Source organism: Pedobacter chinensis (assembly GCF_003339865.1).
GTDB lineage: Bacteria > Bacteroidota > Bacteroidia > Sphingobacteriales > Sphingobacteriaceae > Pedobacter > Pedobacter chinensis.
Genome location: NZ_QPKV01000007.1, coordinates 146,812 through 162,953, shown reverse-complemented (window position 1 = coordinate 162,953; position 16,142 = coordinate 146,812). Strand labels below are relative to the sequence as shown.

The window sequence follows — 16,142 nt, the reverse complement described above, 5'->3', positions numbered from 1 at the left end:
AAGAAATTTAATTTTGCTTTGATTGTTTTCAGCTACTTCGTTACAATTTCACTTGTCGTAAGATGCTCTACAAAATGGTGGACAGCTACCTTCGCAATTCGTTCATCATCGTCTACGGATGCTCCTGCAACGCCCAACGCTCCGATAACTTCATCGTTTTGTTTGAGTGTTACTCCTCCTCCGAAACTTATCAGCCCGCCATTGGTGTTTTCAATGCTATAAATGGGTTGTCCGGGTTGTGCTATCTCGCCAAATGCCTTGCTGTCAAAACCGAACAGGGCTGCGGTTCTTGCTTTTTTAATGGACACGTCTACGGGGCCTGTTACAGCATTGTCCATTTTCTTTAAGGCAATCAATACACCGTCTTTGTTTACCACTGTAGCGACGATAGAGAAATTACCTTTTGCAGCTTCTTCAATAGCCTTATCTATTAACAGATTTGCTGTTTCAAGACTGATTTCATTTTTCTGAACTGATTTCATTTTTCTGTTTTTTTTAATTTTAGATAATACTTGTTACAATACCGCCTTCTACTTTCAGATTGCTGCCGTTGATTGCCCCGCTGTTTTCATCTGCCAGAAAGACAGCGGCATTGCCGATTTCTTCAGGACGGACAAGCCTGCCAATGATGGAAGAGGGTCGGCTTGCCATAAATAGTCGCTCCGCTTCTTTTAAATCTGGATTGTAACGTTCGGTAATGAATTTTTCCGTTCCGGCAGTCAATGCGGGACCGGGTAAAATGCAGTTCACGGTCACTTCCGTATTTTTGGTCAACTCCGCCAGATTGCGTGAAAGGCTTAACACCATTGTCTTCGCCACGCAATAGTGTATTTTTTCGCTGTCGGGATTTAATGCCGATTCGGACGAAATGAAAATGAGCCTGCCTTTCTTATTGTCCAGCATTTTTTTGAAATAGAATTTGGAAAGCTGCATTCCAATCATAAAGTTGAGGTCTATCATCTTTAACCAATTGGCTTCCTGCAATTCAAAGAAGTCTATGTTTTCGTAATAACCTACGTTATTGACCAATACGTCTGTTTCTGTAACATGGTCAAACAGTTTTTCCCTGCCCTCTGTCGTGGAAAGATCTGTTCCTACGGTCTGGATTTTCCGGTTTGGATTTATGGCTAAAAATTCGCCTTTGATTTCATCTAATTGCTTCTGGTTACGGTCAACTAAAATCAGTTCATACGCTTTTTGTGCAAAGGCGGTGGCTATGCCTTTACCTATGCCTGCTGCTGCTCCTGTAATAATTACGGTTCTTTTCATTGTTATCCTTCATTTGTTTACAAGGCAAATTTGTATTAATTTTGAATTTTTATAAAGATAAAAAGTGCAAAACAATAAATAATTCATCATTGTTGAATAAAAATGATACAGTCGGTAAAAAGAGCATTTGAAATCCTCGATTATATTGCAACAAACGGCAATTTGGTTAGGTTAAATGATATCTCAGCTGCGGTGGGTCTGCAAAACACCACGGTACATAATTTTGTGAATACATTAAAAGAGCTGGGCTATGTGGAGCAGGACGAACTTTCGCCACGTTATCGAATTACATCCAAAATCAGCGAACTTTATATTCCTGAAAAACCTTTATACCAAATAAAAAAGGAAGTGAAACCGATATTGGAAAAGTTGAGCGCCGAAACAGGAGAAACGACTTATCTTGCTATACAATTGGGCAGTTACTTTCGTTATGAACTGCAAAGCGAACCTGAACGGAGCATACGCATTTCGCTGGAATTGGGCAGAGAACACGAAATGAGGCATACTGCGGTTGGCAAAGTTTTTATGGCATACTCGCCTCATCTTCCTGCCGTAATGGAAAAGGGATTGACAGAAAAGGAAATTGCCACACAACAAAAAGAGTTAAACGAAGTGGTAAAGAACGGCTACGCTCTTGACCTCGAAGAATATGAAAAGGATTTAAATTGCATAGCCGTTCCTTATTTATACAAAGGGAGAATTCAGGCAGTGGTAGTTGTAGCTGGACCAGCTTTCAGATTTGATCAAACAAAAATGAAAAGTACAGCTGAAAAAATTAAAACTTTACTAAAGTGAGAAATAGGAAAAAACGGCTTACCCTCAGATAAACCGTTTTTTTATAACCTGATATACTATTTTAATCACTGCTGTTAAACTGAAAGCTTAACTGCTTTTCATTCCCGAAGCTGTCCGAAATCCAAACTTCAAAAGATTGCGATACGGCGGATGCCGATGTATAGTACAATCTGAATTGCTTCGTTGGCAACTGATATAAATCATTTGGCAGATACGGAGGTTCATTGTAATACTGCAATGTTCCCGTGCCATCGTACTGAAAGTAGCGAATAAAATAATCCGTATTGGCGTAATTTCCGGTAGGCTGTATGTTAATCCGTATCTCTACAGTCTGCCCGTTGGCAACATCGTTAGGTACGGGCATTACACTAACCTCAAATGGAAAGTTCTGTTGTATTTCCAGATCGTCCTTATCACAGGACGAAAGCAGAAAGATGCTGAATACCGCAATTAGGAACAATCCTGCCATTTTAAGGCGTAACCAGTTATAATTGAATAATCTTTTCATTTTGCTTAGTTTTAAAGGTTAAATCTTAATCCCACTCCCGCAGCCGGGCGGAATTTTTCCAAAGGCGTTCCCCACATCATTTTTGCACGACCTTGTACAAAAAATACAAACCTGTTTGACAGGTAGGCTTCTATTGAAATCCTGCCGCCTGCACCGTAAATGACCTCATCATCGTACAGTATTTTTGCACCGTCATAAAGTATCTGCTCTCCACGATTGACGGTTTCGTAACCAACCACTCCGGTAATTCCCAGATTTACGGAAATGCTTTTCACAGGTGTTCCAAAAAGGTAAAAGCTGTAACCACCCTCTGCCATATAGGTTTCCTGCGGGATATTTATTCCCTTATATTGGTAATATTGATGTACATATTCCAATGCCCAAAGCTGGTAATTGCCGTGCTTACCATTTACCGTAAAACCGATATTCACGAAGTAGTTACGTGCCGGTTGTTCATCGGACAGTGTGCCTGTACTGATTTCAATTCCTTTTTGTCCAGGCAGCATTCTTTGTGCCTGTGCTGCTGTGATGCCCATTATAAGTAGCATCACGGTATAGATATACTTTTTCATTTCTATTATATTTTAGTTATTATTAAAATTTCAGGTGCATATCGTTAATCAATCGGGCTTTTATCAAATCCGAATTTTCCACCTGAAGCGTTTGATGCCTGCCGCCGTTCTTCTCGAAAATTTCAATCAGTAAAACCTTGTCATCGGCAATGGTAAACTGGTCTAACAGGAACACGTTTTGCTCGGTAGTTTGTCCTGAAATCTCCGTAAGTGGTTTATAAGTACGAAGCGGTATCATCGGGCGTTCCTGTACCACAGTACGTTTTGCCACTTTCTTATCTACCACTTTGAAATTGACAAAATCGATCTGGAAAGGCACATTGCTACGGTTTCTCAGTTCCGTATGGAAATAGTATTTGCCGTTGTGTATATAAATTCCTTTAAGGGTAAACTGAATGCCGAAACTCTTAGCCCCGATATGCTTGACAATACGTTTATCTTTTTTGTAAATGGTTTCTAAAATCAATCCTGCCAATGATGGCGAATTGTTGCCCAACTCTTCAAAAAGCACATCGTTACCGTTAGTTTTGTCAACAGCCTTTTGCATTGTTAGCAGGTCATAGCTCAACGCCTCCGGGTAAGAACTGTAATACACATTGAAGCTGTAGAAACGTCCGTCATTGGTAATGACGGAAAAGTTGGTTTCCGGCTCAAAATCCCTTACCGATGCTTTTACACGCAATACGTTTTCCGCATCTTCTGCTTTCCCTGCAACCAGGTATTCACTTCCCAGGTCCACATAACGAATGGCAGTCGGGAAAATCAGATGCGAAGTTTTGTCGTAGGTTACTTCCATTTTATAGGGTTCTATTTTTCCTAATTCAAGTTTGGTTCTTACACTGTCCTGTGCGTAAGACTGTACGGCAAAGCCGAGTATCAGGGCAAAAGCCCAAAAGGTTTTTAAATGATTTTTCATTGCTCTATTTATTTGAGTTCAACATTATTTTTTAGATACCAAGAAGACCTGATGCCCTGATTTTAGGGTAACCTTTGGCATCCTTACTTTTTTAGAGAAATAACCCGATACGCCTTGTATCACGCCACGGCTCATATCTGCCGCAATCTGCTGGCCTGCTGATCTGGTAAGCATTAGGCTGGAACCCGTAGTCTGGCTCATATTAGCCGCCATTTCGGTAAGGGCATTCATTTCGTGCGAATACGGAACGTACAAGCCCTGTTGTCCGTCCAAATCGTAAATGGTTATATCTACCGGAATGATGCTACCTTCCAGTTCAATGGAAGTAATTTTCAATTGTAAGCGCCCTCCCTGAAACTTGCCATTTGCGGTTACGATTGTTCCTTGCGGAATGGTACGGTTAGCCGTTTGGGCAGGCTCCAGTAATCGTAAACGCACCCCTGTTTCGCCAATAACCGTCTGTGTTTCGTGTACACTTGCTTTGATGCTGTTTTTAGGTTGTACTACCTGCTCCTTAGAGTCTGCTGTATAAAAACCCCGATTTTTGGTTTGGTTCCAATCGGCTAAAAACGCACTGTCGGTAGGTTCACGGTACAGGGCAGATACCGTGTTTTTCCTGGTCGGTGTGAATGCCACAAAATGCTCTTTTTGATTGGGAGCTGACGTTGCTGTACTTACCTCCTTAGCAGGTGGTGCTCCTCCCTGATTTGTTGTACCCGTTGGCAGATACTTTGCCGCCATCTGGTAGGATTTCTCCATCAGGGCAAGCTGGTCATCAACGGTTACAGGCTTAGGTACATCTTTTTCAGCCAGCTTTTCTTTTAACTCATCCAGTTGCCTGCGGAGTTCTGTTGTTTCCGAATTGTTGTCCTGATAAAAAGAACCCAACGTACTTTGTGCATTGCGGTAGCTGTTCAATGCCTGATTGCCGTTTCTGCCTGAATTTCTACCACCACCATAACCGTTAGCTTCTTCCTCTTCCGGAATTTCTGCCTCGTTGTTCTGTGTGCTGTCCGTGTTCCAATAATCCGAAAGCGTTGCAAGCGCATTACGTTTTTCCTGCTCTTTGCGTTCGAGCATTTCCTGCTCATACGCCTTGCCTTTGTCGGCAGGCATTCCTGCTCCGGTAGCCTGTGGAACGGCATCGTTCAGCCCGATGTTTTCGACTTCCTTTTTATCTTTCGAAGGTTTAAATATCAGGTACATACAGCCGAGAAACACGACACCCATCAAAACGAATATGAGTGGCTTTTTGAGCTTTTCGGCTTTGTTCTGTGTGCCGTCTTGCAGCACATCAGCGGTTTCGTTCGGGTTCCCTTCCGTTACCCGAACAACCGGCTTTTTGTTCTCATTTTCTTTCATAAATCTGATTTTTTAAAATTGTTGATACACTATCCTGCAACCTTGCAGGATTTTCACTTTTGAGGACAGGGTTCTCGATATGCTCGATGACCATACTGTTATCGGACTTTGAGGTATCGTACCAAACTTTGCCAATAACTCCTGCGGTAAGTAGCAGGTAACCCACAAAGAAGTACAGCGTATATTGGTGCTGTTTCCGTAATGGCAATCCACGCCAGCGTTCGTCCAATTTATCAAAGTACCTGTCCATATTTGCTCTTATTTTTTTCATAGCCCTACTATTTCTGTGTTATAGCTTGAAACGTTTAGGACTATTACCCGCTTTTTGCTTCGGTTCGTCATTGACCAATGCGATTGCTTCCGTTAATTTGGGTGCGGATATGATTGACAGGTTTGCCAGTTCCGATTTTTTGAGCAATTGACCGAAGCCGTCTTTCTTCGCTATTTCCATTCGGCTGAGCGAGAATTTGCCGTCAAGGTATTTTACCCACATACTGCATTCTACATGGGGCTTGTCATCACCCGACCATTGCAGGTAGCCTGTCAGCAACAAATCCTGCTTAGGCAAACTGTCTGCACCTTTTTGGCAGTTTTCGAGGTATTCGCTGATGCTGTCTTTCAGTTTTCCGGCATACGCACCCTGCGTATGGAAATAACCATTATATCCTTTGTCGGTAAGGATTTTTGCGAACGTGTTTAAATCTGATAATGCTTCCATAAGACTGTCTTTAGCGTTCGATGACTTCTATATCCCTGTTTTCAATCACTGCAAACTTTTCGATATTGAAACCCTGCGGATTATTGTCGGAGCGAACAGAGTTCACGAGATAGCAGGAAGTAATAAGGTTACGCCTGGTCACATTGCTCGAACGGATGATGAATTGTTTAGCGTAGGTACGCACTGCATAAGGATAGTTGTCGAAGTTGCACACGACACTATCCACTTCTATGCGTTGCTGTACATTACCCGAAATGATACGGCTGTAATAGCCCTTTTCCGACAAGTCCTTGTAATAATCGAAGGCACTTTTATCGGCAAGGTTGAACGCTCTGCTCATATTACTTTCGATAGCGTTTTTGTCGGGAGCGAGTGTAAAGAACAGTTCGTGAAAACGTCTGACGTGTTCCCTTGCTTCGACAGGGCGGTTGATGCTTGCATCCTGTGATAAGGCAAGCATCAAAGATTTACCGTTATCCAGTACATAGATTTTTTGGCGTTGTTCTTCTGCAAAGCGGTAGGAACGCCATACGGCGTATCCTACCACGCTAATGCAGAGAACCGCAAACACAATGGCATATAATCGTATCTGCCTAAAGCTGTTTTCGATATTTCTTAGCGTTTTAAATTCCATTTTTAAATAATTAGATTGTTTTTATTTGCCCATTAATTTGCCTCCGATGTTTCCTGCTGCTGAACCAGCCCCGGCTCCGGCAATGTTTCCGGCTTTCATTGCGGTTTGGTTTACATTACGGGTAAAGTTTCCTGCACCGCCTGCCTGGATAATCCATCCTGTTACCGTCGGAATAGTGAAGTATCCCACGATGCCGATTATCATAAAGATGATGTAAACGGTATTGGAAGTATCAGGTATATAGGTTGGGTCAGAAAGCAATTGGATATCCCTTTCAATAATCAAGGATTGTATCCTTGCCAGCATCGAGCTGAACAGGTCTGAAACAGGAAGCCAGAGATATACACTGACGTACCTCGTGAGCCATTGCGTGAGCGTACTCTGAAATCCGTCCCATACGGAAATAGCAAAGGCTATTGGTCCGAGTATGGAGAGGACAATCAGGAAAAACGTCCGTATGGTATCAATGACGAGTGCTGCCGCCTGAAAGAGTATTTCCAGCAAATTGCGGAACCAGTCTTTTATTACTTTTTCTGTCCGATAAGCAGCCCTGTCCATATACATTCCCGCCATTGTCCCAATGTCGGACGGTGACCAACCTAATTCGTCCAGCTTTTTGTCGAACTCTTCGTCTGATACCATATAGGCTGTTTCGGGGTTTCTTACCATTGCCTCATATTCCAACTGGTCTTTCTGCTGTTGTAATTGGTTCAGGTCAAGTACCTGGCCTTCCAGCATTTGGTGGGTTCCTACCACCACCGGGCTTAGTACTGCATTGATGGTTCCCAAAACAATGGTTGGAAAGAACATAATGCAAAGCCCTAAAGCGAACGGGCGCAACAAAGGGAACATATCGATAGGCTCTGCACGGCTTAAAGCCTGCCAAACTTTTAATGCCACATAGAACAATGCACCCAGTCCCGCCAGACCTTTAGCCACTGCCGCCATATCGCCTGCAAGCGGCATCATATCGTCGTACAGCGAACGCAGGAGTTCGTGAAGATTATCCCATTCCATAGTTTACCAGTATTTTTGGTTAGCAGTTCCGTAGAGTTCAAGCACTCTTTGGGTATCGTTTTTCTTTTTCGCTCTTAGGTAGCTTACAGAAATGTTCTTATTGGTGTAGTAGCGTACAAGGCTGTGGTAGTCCTTTACCTCTTTGTACACACGGTCAATAATATCCATACGTTCCTTATCATTCAGCGAAAGGCTGGAAGCGGTTATGATCTGCTTCAGTTCTTTCAGCAGTTCGGTACTCTCGTTGAGCAATGCCGCATACCCATTGCCTATGGCGACCAATTCCTGTGGTTTGAAATTGGGGTCGTTCATCATCTTGCCGAAATTGGTCACATACATTTCGGACACGTCGCCCACCAGCAAAACCGTTTGTTGTACCTTACGGGCATCTTTCACAAGGTTATTGATGGCTTGCAGCTTATCGTAATATTCCTTGCCCTGCTCGTACACTTTCTTCACTTCGTTGAAGTTCTTGATCACATTGCTCACAGTGGAGGAAGTCTGCACGATTTCATTGGCACTGTTAAGAATACCCGATGCCAGGTTTGTCGGATCGGTTACCACCCATTGGGCTTTGGCTGACGGTGCTACGGCGAGCATCAGTGCCGTACACACCATAAAAAGAAACTTTTTCATTGTTCTTGAATTTTAAATTGTTAATGACTATTGATTTACTTTGTCACGCCTTTGCATAGCGATATGCTTGATGGCGAGTTCTACGTTGCCGTCCAGTTCGGAAGCAAGCTGCATTACTTCCATTTTCTCGGTCTCTTCGGTGGTGTAGGCGAGATATTCCTCCAAACTAACTTCGGTGGCATATACTGCCGAGTGCGTACCACCTAAGCCGATCCAAACCTCTTTGTATAGTCGGCTTGCATCGTTATTCATATTGATGGAAAGTACCTGCCCTTTCTCTTTGTCTGTAAGCCCCAACATCGCCTGTATGTCATCGAATTTGTTCATATACTTGCGTTGGTCAAGCAGGATTTTACAGTCGGAGTTGTTGATGATGCTTTCTTTCACAATGGGCGACTGGATAATGTCGTCAACCTCTTGCGTAACGACAATGGCTTCCCCGAAGAATTTCCTAACCGTTTTAAAGAGGTACTTAATGTACTCCGCCATTCCTTCTTTGGCTATTGCTTTCCACGCTTCTTCAATTAAAATGAGCTTTCGGATGCCTTTCAGCCTACGCATCTTATTGATAAACACTTCCATAATGATGATCGTGACTATTGGGAAAAGGATTTTGTGATCCTTGATGGCATCGATTTCGAACACTATAAAGCGTTTGGAAAGCAGATCCAACTGCTTGTCGGAGTTCAGCAGGTAATCGTATTCGCCACCCTTGTAGTAGGGTTCGAGTACGTTGAGGAAATTGGCAATGTCAAAGTCTTTTTCCCTTACCTGCTTTTCCTCCAATACCTTGCGGTAGTCGCCTTTTACATATTCATAGAAGCCGTTGAAAGACGGGTACGCATCTTCCGTCTTGATACGCTCGATATAACCACTTACAGCATTGGAAAGGGCAACTTCTTCAGAGCGGGTTGGCGGCTCATCGTCACGTTTCCATAATGTCAGCATCAAAGTCTTGATACTTTCCCTTTTCTCAATGTCGAATACGCCATCATCGGTATAGAAAGGGTTAAAGGCAATCGGGTTATCTTCGGTGTAAGTGAAATACACACCGTCTTCGCCTTTGGTCTTTCCTTTGATGAGTTCGCATAAGCCCTGATAAGAGTTACCCGTATCTACCAACAGCACGTGTGCGCCCTGTTCATAATACTGCCGTACCATATGGTTCGTGAAGAACGATTTACCCGAACCCGATGGACCAAGTATAAACTTGTTCCGGTTCGTGATAATACCACGCTTCATAGGCAGGTCGGAAATATCCAAATGGATAGGTTTTCCTGTAAGCCTGTCAGCCATCTTGATACCGAACGGCGAGGGCGAATTGTGGTAGTTGGTTTCTTCCGTGAAGAAACACAATGCAGGCTCAATAAAAGTGTAAAAACTTTCCTCACTGGGAAAGTCGCCCGCATTGCCCGGCATTCCTGCCCAGTACAATGTTGCTACGTCCGTTGTGTTGTGCCGAGGCTTACATTCCATCAGTGCTAACGCACTACCGCAATCATTCTTTAACTGTTTCAGTTCCGCAGGGTCTTCCGACCACGCCATAATATTGAAGTGCGCACGGATAGATGACAGCCCGAAGCTGTGGGCTTCGTTCAGGTACTTTTCTATCCACTCTTTGTTGATTTGGTTGGCACGGCTGTACCTTGCCAGTGAGTGCATATTCCTTGCGGACTTCTCAAACTTTTGCAGGTTGTCTTCGCTGTTATCCAAAAAAATGTACTGATTGTAAATGTGGTTACAGCTTAACAGCAAACCCACAGGTGCGGCGAATGACAGGCGGCAATCGCTTCGGTCGGTGGATAGCTTTTCAAAACGTGTATCAGCCGATACCGTTCCGGGCAGGTCATCTGTGTCGGAAAGTGTGTGCAGGCTTAACCTTTTGTTGCCGATGCGTACTTCTTCGTTTCCGAGTGCGATGTCCTGCATTGGTGTTCCTGCTCCCCTCGATAACGTGAGGTATTGCTCCAATAATCCCTGTGTATCGTCCGTTCCGATAATGTCCTCTTCTGTCAAACGCCGTAGGCTTACAAAACCGCTATCGTTCACGATACGTTCAAACTGGGCAACCGCCTCCATAAAGCGGTGTATTGTTTCCTTGTTCCTGATTTCCTTTGGTATCAGCGTACCTTTGCAAAGCGAACTGAAGTTGCTTTGCATCCGCATTCTTTCCTTTGTGGTCTTCGTAAGGAACAGGTAACAATAATGGTTCAGGAACGGTCGCTCGTTGAAATGACGTTGATAAGACTTCGATAAAAAACTCTGGTCTTCTATTGCCAAATCGGGTGCATAGCTTTCCTTGATGTACCAATCCTGTTTGTGAATGACCGTAAAATCAGGCAGGGTTTTAATCGCCTTGTGCCAGGCGGAGTGTATGGCTTCATATTCCGCAGAAGCAACCGTAAACAGTTCCGGCAAGCGCACTTCAAAACAGGCGGTAATGTCCGCATCTTTGGATAAGATGCAGTTGTTCTCTACTGCCAACAAAGGAAATTTATTTTCCAGTGTGGCGGTCTTTGCTACATTTCTCATACGGCATTCTGTTTAGGTGTGAATTTTAAATAGCGGTGTACAGGCTTGCGGCAGATGATGTAGCGGGGATGCCTTTTATTGGCTGCAATTTTCATCAGCCCGTGTTCGCCGTACTTCCTGTTCAGCGAAAAGGTCTGCCATATAATGAGCGAAGCACCACCTGCTCCTAGGAACAGGCAGATGTAAGAGTTTACGCCTGCCATATACAGTATCATCACGAGGATAAGCGTGCCGAGCAGCCCACCTGCGAAAATGAACAGGTATTGTGCTTTCAGCCCTTTAAATTCCACCGTCCTGCCGATGCCTTTGTTGATATTGTAATTCATAAGGCAAAGGATTAAAGGAAGAATGAACGCAGGATAGTAGCGGCAACAATCAAGAAGATACAGGCACCAAACCACGAAGCTGCGGTCTTACTTGTGTCAGGGTCGCCGCTACTGAATTTGTTATACACTTTAACACCTCCTATTAATCCGACTACTGCACCGATGGCGTAGATTAATTGGGTTGCGGGGTCGAAATACGACGTTACCATTTGGGTAGCCTCGTTGATGCCAGCCGAACCGTTTCCCTGTGCGAACGCACCAATTCCTGACAGCATAGCCACGGCTGCCAGCAAAACTTTTTTTCTTTGTTTTTCCATAATTGAAACACATTAATTTGTTACTGTTTATCCCGCACCTTGCGAGCTTTCGGGACAAATGTCTTATGGAAAAAGAGGCGTTATAAGAAAGTGGCAGTCAGAGGAAGTGTTTGGCTGTGAGTGGCTTTGTAGCAAGTGTTTGAGGATAAAAAAAACGCCAAACTTTTTACTGTTTGGCGTTTCGTTGTCGGTATGCTAATTTACATTTTACGACCTTTCGATTTACTTTGTTTTGCTTGTGGGGGTGGTTGTTTTGCTTCAGTTTTTTGCAGGTTCTTTTCTTCTTTCAGATTGCTTTTAATCAAACCAACAAGAAAGGTTTTTTCCCAGGGTATCTGCTTCGCTTCAAACTGCAATTTCAAGCCCTGCTTTGCCAGTCCGTGTGTCAGTTCAAATCCGTATTGCCTGTTCCATCCAATCCTGTCAAGCAATCTTTCAGAGGGAAACCGTACAGCAATTAAATCTTTGGGTAGCTCTTTGATATTCCGATAGTCCGGTTCCTGAAATTCGTGTGTCTTTGGATTATAAGGAATGGTATAAGTCCTCTTATCTTCATCATAGTAATTCTGTATATCCGAGAACACAATACCTTTAGAAAGGAAATCATCTTTAGGTCGAAGCATATTCATACGGATATCGACGTAGAAAGTATGACCGGCAATATCCACCGTTGGCAATACGCCTTTGTTTACACGCAAATCGTAGGCTTCCTGATTAATCTTTGTTTCATCAGATACTTTGATATTATAAAAATCCCACGGTACAGGCTTCGCAATGTGGTTCATTGTAAGGTCGGTGTATAGTAATCCGTATTGCGGATTATAACCGTATGCTATATTTGTTCCCACAGGGTCGAGGTAAGTTAGATTAGGCACTTCCAATATCACACGGTCTTCTGTTCTGTCCCTGCTACCGTCCCGCATAACATCTGCCACTTTATTTTCACTGATATTGTAGAACAGATGATAAACACCCTCATCTTCATAGTACAAATCGTAGTGGTATTTATTCAAAAAAATCTCTTCGCCTGCTCCATCTTGGGGACGTAATGAATTATTCTTTACATCTACTTCATATGCCTTACCCGCTAAATCAATCGTTACAGGTTCGCCGTTCAATCTTTTATTATACAAATCCTGATTGACCATAATTTCAAAATCGCTTTTCTGCTCTATATCCTGCAACGTACAGCCGTATTTACGGCTCATACCTTCAGGGTCAATTGTTCCTATCCGTGGAATTTCAACTGTAATAGCTGGGTCGGCAACTTTCGATTGTTCAAATAAACCATCGAATAGTTCATCAAGAGTAGATGCAGATTTGATAAAATGATAGTTTTTTGAAACTGTACTATACTCGAACGAGTAGTGTGTACCGTTATCACGCATATTGTCAAAGTAAATCTCATTATGTGGATTGTCCTTTTCAATGAGGGCGATTTTGTCTATATCGAAATGAAATATTGTGCCCTCAATTTCAATTTCCGGCAGTTGTCTTTCCATTGTTCAAAGTTTTATTGTTTACATTCTGCGACCTTTTCTTTTGCTGACTGTACTTTCCTCTGGCTTTGGACTAATGGATGGCTTTTGCTCTGCCTTTACTTCTTGTCCATTGTTACGTTTTACAGTTTCCGCAAAACGGGTTTGATGCCACGGTATTACTTTGGCTTCAAAATGCAGATGTACTCCCTTTTTTTTTAGATAGTCCGAAGTATTCAGGTCACTTGTCTTGTTCTGCCCAATTGGGTCAAGAATACGTTTGCCGGGAATTTGTACAACAATAAGGTCTTTGGGTATTTCCTTCACATTGAGGCTCACCTCCTGAAAGGTATGTGTCTTTTGGTTGTAGGGAATGGTAAATGTATTGTCCTTGTGCGAATAATAATATTTCAGTTCGGAAAAGATAATGCCACGAGACCAAATATCATCTTTAGGATGTAGTTTGTCATTAAACAAGTCAATATAAAATGTGTGTCCTGCAATATCTATCGTGGGTATAATCCCTTTGTAAGCAATTTTATCAAAGGCATCTTGATTGACCATTAGCTTGAAATCGTCCATTCCCGCCATTTTATCTTCGTCAATGTTATGTTTCTTTGCCATTCCTATTGGGTCAAGTGTTACGAAGTCGGGTATCTCTGCCAATTTTGCTCCTTGTTCAGCGTATGTCGTCAAGCCCTTACTGTTTGGGCTGTACCAAAAACTGTAACCCTGTACTGCTTTCTCATCCATATCGGATATTGAAATCACATTTTTCGGATTGGCTTTTTCACGAAGTTCCAACTGATTGACATCCACGATAAATTCTGTTCCGAATATTTTATATGTTGGAAGTAACTTCTCTGTATCGGTGGGTATCCTGTACAGGCTATCCTTTCGCTCATTGACGATATATTCTTCTTTTGGTTGTAACTGTTCTGCGACGTTAAGTTTTATATGTTCTATCAAATTGGTATCCACCCATGGCAATGTACGGGCTTCAAAGTGCATTTGCTTCAAATCCTGATCAGTAATGCTATTGCCGTACTTTTTATTCCATCCCACTATATCTAATTCATACTGACTTGGAAACTGTACGATGACAATGTCTGTAGGCAGTTCGGTCATTTTAGAAACATCGTCCTGTTGAAATTCGTGTGTCGTTGGATTATACGGAATGACATACGCCCGTCTGTCACGGTCATAGTAGTCTTTTATTTCTGTAAAATCTATTCCCTTTGATTTAAAGTCGTCCTTTGGTCGCAGTTTGTTCATTTGCAAATCCACATAGAATGTATGACCTGCAATATCAAGAGTAGGCAGTATTCCTTTATTCAAACGCAGGTCAAGCAAACTGCCCGGTTCGATATTGATAGCTGGTAATTCATTTTCCATATTTTCTTTATTTTAAAAGACAAATGGAAGTCTATATAAACTCCCCAATGTCAAAATCCTCCAGATTATTTTTCCGCAAAGTGGAAGAACCGGCTTCCGTTTCAGATGAGAGTGTGCTGTCCAAAAGCTCGGCAATTTTTCGGGATGCACCCTCAATGGAATTTTCCAGCAGGCTGAATAATTCAGTTCCCTGTAATCTTTGAACTATCGCTGCCGCTGTTTCCTTTTGGGATTGTTCCAGTTTCTCTTTTTGGAGCAACATCCCCACGGAGCTTAGTTCGTCAAAGGTAACCCCTTGGGCAAGACTGTCATCGCCACCGGATATTCCGTACCTGTTCCATTCTTCTTCTTCCTCCTCCAAATCAGGTATATTACTGAAAACTTCGTCCAGCTCTTCCTGCGGAATTTGAATGCCGACGTTTTCATTTTCGTCGTATTCGATGTCTAAATTATCAGGGTTTATCTCTACTTCATCAATTTGGCGTTCATTGGCAGTGTTTGGCACCGAAAGGCTTCTTGCTGGCTTGGGTTGCCCCATAATATCCGGCAAATTCGGATTGACTTTTTCCTGTTTCGGTTTTTGCTCTGACCTTTTACGAATGACAATCTTGTCCTGCAAAAGCAGGGCAATGACTATCAGCAGGCAAATCACAATTATTGTTTCCATAGCTTATAAAATCGGTTTAAAACGTTCGTTGAAGTAATCTGTAATATCGTCCCCATACTCCCTGAAGTGGTGTTCAAGGATATTGTCAATGTATGAGTAGAGGGTTGTTTTTTCTTCCCTTGTTAATTGCACAATTCGGAGCAATCTTTCGTGGTATTCGGGACGTATGTAAACGACCTTACCGTTACGTCCTGACGGAAACCGGTTGGCTAAAAATCTGGCACTGTATTGTGCTGAGTTTTTAGGTGGTGTCTTTTTCTTAAATAAATTTTTCATAATCAAATACGTTATAGAATGGGTTTATTATTCTTGTTATACTCTTCGAGAATTTCTTGGGAATGCACCTCAAAATGATGCTTTAAGATATTATCCAGATAGGCATACAGTGGGATTTCTCCCGCACCGATAATCTTCACTATCCGGGTAAGCTTTTCGTGGTATTCGGGACGTACATAAATAGATTTATCGCCCCTTCTTTTCAGTGTGTTCTTTTTAAGGAATTTAGAAGAATACGTTTTGTTTGTCTTCTTTGCCCTGGTTGTTTTATTGTTATTTTCCATATCCCTAAAAATTAAATGGGTTTATACTTATCGTTATAGCTTTTGGTAATCTGTTCGCCAAATTCCTGAAAATGATAATCCAGTAAATTGTCCAAATAAGCGTATATACTAATCTTGTCTCCACCAATGACCTGAATAATACGTGTGAGCTTTTCGTGAAATTCCGGTCGGATATAGACCGTTTTTCCGTCACGTGCATTAGTATCCGTTTTTTTGAAAAAGGTATTTTCATAATCTGCTTCAGCAGTCCGCTTTGTCCGGTTCTTATCCCTAACCGCAGGCTTCTCAGGTAACGGTTCTTTAGGTTTATCTTCTTCCTTTTCGGGAGTTGGTTCCGGAGGAAGCCGCAAACCTTCTTTTTTTACACCATCCACCATAAGGCTCATCATCAGTTCCTCGTTGATATCGGGAGTAATTTTTTTCTTATTTTCTTTTTCCAT

At 42.5% G+C, this 16,142-nt stretch carries 21 protein-coding genes; 1 reads left to right on the top strand and 20 read right to left on the bottom strand.

The annotated features are described in order from the left end of the window. Positions 1–32: 32 nt before the first annotated feature. Both DU508_RS17395 and DU508_RS17390 read right to left on the bottom strand, forming a co-directional pair. Positions 33–482, bottom strand: coding sequence for a GlcG/HbpS family heme-binding protein (locus tag DU508_RS17395; RefSeq protein ID WP_115404041.1), 450 nt, complete (start codon positions 480–482; stop codon positions 33–35). A 19-nt stretch (positions 483–501) separates the two neighbouring features. Further along, entirely contained in the window at positions 502–1,269 is a 768-nt protein-coding gene (locus tag DU508_RS17390) for an SDR family NAD(P)-dependent oxidoreductase (RefSeq protein ID WP_115404040.1), read from the bottom strand. Between the two features lie 102 nt (positions 1,270–1,371). On the opposite strand from DU508_RS17390, the gene DU508_RS17385 reads away from it, so the two are divergent. Next, positions 1,372–2,064, top strand: coding sequence for an IclR family transcriptional regulator (locus DU508_RS17385; RefSeq protein WP_115404039.1), 693 nt, complete (start codon positions 1,372–1,374; stop codon positions 2,062–2,064). A gap of 61 nt (positions 2,065–2,125) precedes the next feature. Here DU508_RS17385 and DU508_RS17380 read toward each other — a convergent pair whose 3' ends face one another. The 18 genes from DU508_RS17380 to DU508_RS17295 all read right to left on the bottom strand — a co-directional run bounded on the left by DU508_RS17380 (position 2,126) and on the right by DU508_RS17295 (position 16,142). After that, positions 2,126–2,533 (bottom strand): DUF3872 domain-containing protein, encoded by a 408-nt coding sequence (locus DU508_RS17380; protein ID WP_233509666.1) that lies wholly within the window; start codon positions 2,531–2,533, stop codon positions 2,126–2,128. A gap of 50 nt (positions 2,534–2,583) precedes the next feature. Then, on the bottom strand, positions 2,584–3,144 hold the full coding sequence (locus DU508_RS17375; protein ID WP_115404037.1) for a conjugal transfer protein TraO: 561 nt from the start codon (positions 3,142–3,144) through the stop codon (positions 2,584–2,586). Positions 3,145–3,166: 22 nt separating this feature from the next. Next, positions 3,167–4,060, bottom strand: a complete 894-nt coding sequence (gene traN, locus DU508_RS17370; RefSeq protein ID WP_115404036.1) for a conjugative transposon protein TraN — start codon at positions 4,058–4,060, stop codon at positions 3,167–3,169. A gap of 24 nt (positions 4,061–4,084) precedes the next feature. Further along, positions 4,085–5,422 (bottom strand): conjugative transposon protein TraM, encoded by a 1,338-nt coding sequence (traM, locus tag DU508_RS17365; protein WP_115404035.1) that lies wholly within the window; start codon positions 5,420–5,422, stop codon positions 4,085–4,087. Then, positions 5,409–5,693: a nitrogen regulatory IIA protein gene (locus DU508_RS17360; RefSeq protein ID WP_115404034.1), complete on the bottom strand. Its 285-nt coding sequence runs from the start codon at positions 5,691–5,693 to the stop codon at positions 5,409–5,411. Before DU508_RS17360 ends, traM begins: the two co-directional genes overlap by 14 nt. Positions 5,694–5,711: 18 nt before the next feature. Further along, positions 5,712–6,140 carry a hypothetical protein gene (locus DU508_RS17355; RefSeq protein ID WP_115404033.1) on the bottom strand — a complete coding sequence of 143 codons (429 nt, stop codon included), beginning with the start codon at positions 6,138–6,140 and terminating at the stop codon, positions 5,712–5,714. A 10-nt stretch (positions 6,141–6,150) separates the two neighbouring features. Next, a complete protein-coding gene (gene traK, locus DU508_RS17350) occupies positions 6,151–6,774 on the bottom strand; it encodes a conjugative transposon protein TraK (protein ID WP_115404032.1) in 624 nt (207 codons plus the stop codon). Positions 6,775–6,795: 21 nt separating this feature from the next. Next, positions 6,796–7,791, bottom strand: coding sequence for a conjugative transposon protein TraJ (gene traJ, locus DU508_RS17345; protein ID WP_115404031.1), 996 nt, complete (start codon positions 7,789–7,791; stop codon positions 6,796–6,798). Between the two features lie 3 nt (positions 7,792–7,794). Further along, positions 7,795–8,427, bottom strand: coding sequence for a DUF4141 domain-containing protein (locus DU508_RS17340; protein ID WP_115404030.1), 633 nt, complete (start codon positions 8,425–8,427; stop codon positions 7,795–7,797). A 27-nt stretch (positions 8,428–8,454) separates the two neighbouring features. Further along, complete coding sequence (locus DU508_RS17335; protein WP_115404029.1) at positions 8,455–10,959, bottom strand: TraG family conjugative transposon ATPase; 2,505 nt, start codon at positions 10,957–10,959, stop codon at positions 8,455–8,457. After that, the gene (locus DU508_RS17330; protein WP_084019010.1) at positions 10,956–11,285 is read right to left on the bottom strand and encodes a DUF4133 domain-containing protein; all 330 of its coding nucleotides are present in this window, start codon (positions 11,283–11,285) and stop codon (positions 10,956–10,958) included. Before DU508_RS17330 ends, DU508_RS17335 begins: the two co-directional genes overlap by 4 nt. A gap of 11 nt (positions 11,286–11,296) precedes the next feature. Then, on the bottom strand, positions 11,297–11,602 hold the full coding sequence (locus tag DU508_RS17325; RefSeq protein WP_002979435.1) for a DUF4134 domain-containing protein: 306 nt from the start codon (positions 11,600–11,602) through the stop codon (positions 11,297–11,299). A gap of 200 nt (positions 11,603–11,802) precedes the next feature. Continuing rightward, on the bottom strand, positions 11,803–13,104 hold the full coding sequence (locus DU508_RS17320) for a hypothetical protein (protein WP_115404028.1): 1,302 nt from the start codon (positions 13,102–13,104) through the stop codon (positions 11,803–11,805). An 18-nt stretch (positions 13,105–13,122) separates the two neighbouring features. Next, positions 13,123–14,475: a hypothetical protein gene (locus DU508_RS17315; protein ID WP_115404027.1), complete on the bottom strand. Its 1,353-nt coding sequence runs from the start codon at positions 14,473–14,475 to the stop codon at positions 13,123–13,125. Positions 14,476–14,506: 31 nt separating this feature from the next. After that, positions 14,507–15,142 (bottom strand): conjugal transfer protein TraD, encoded by a 636-nt coding sequence (locus tag DU508_RS17310; protein ID WP_115404026.1) that lies wholly within the window; start codon positions 15,140–15,142, stop codon positions 14,507–14,509. Positions 15,143–15,145: 3 nt separating this feature from the next. After that, positions 15,146–15,418, bottom strand: a complete 273-nt coding sequence (locus tag DU508_RS17305; RefSeq protein ID WP_115404025.1) for a DUF3408 domain-containing protein — start codon at positions 15,416–15,418, stop codon at positions 15,146–15,148. Between the two features lie 11 nt (positions 15,419–15,429). After that, positions 15,430–15,702, bottom strand: coding sequence for a DUF3408 domain-containing protein (locus tag DU508_RS17300; RefSeq protein WP_115404024.1), 273 nt, complete (start codon positions 15,700–15,702; stop codon positions 15,430–15,432). Between the two features lie 11 nt (positions 15,703–15,713). Continuing rightward, the gene (locus DU508_RS17295; protein WP_115404023.1) at positions 15,714–16,142 is read right to left on the bottom strand and encodes a DUF3408 domain-containing protein; all 429 of its coding nucleotides are present in this window, start codon (positions 16,140–16,142) and stop codon (positions 15,714–15,716) included.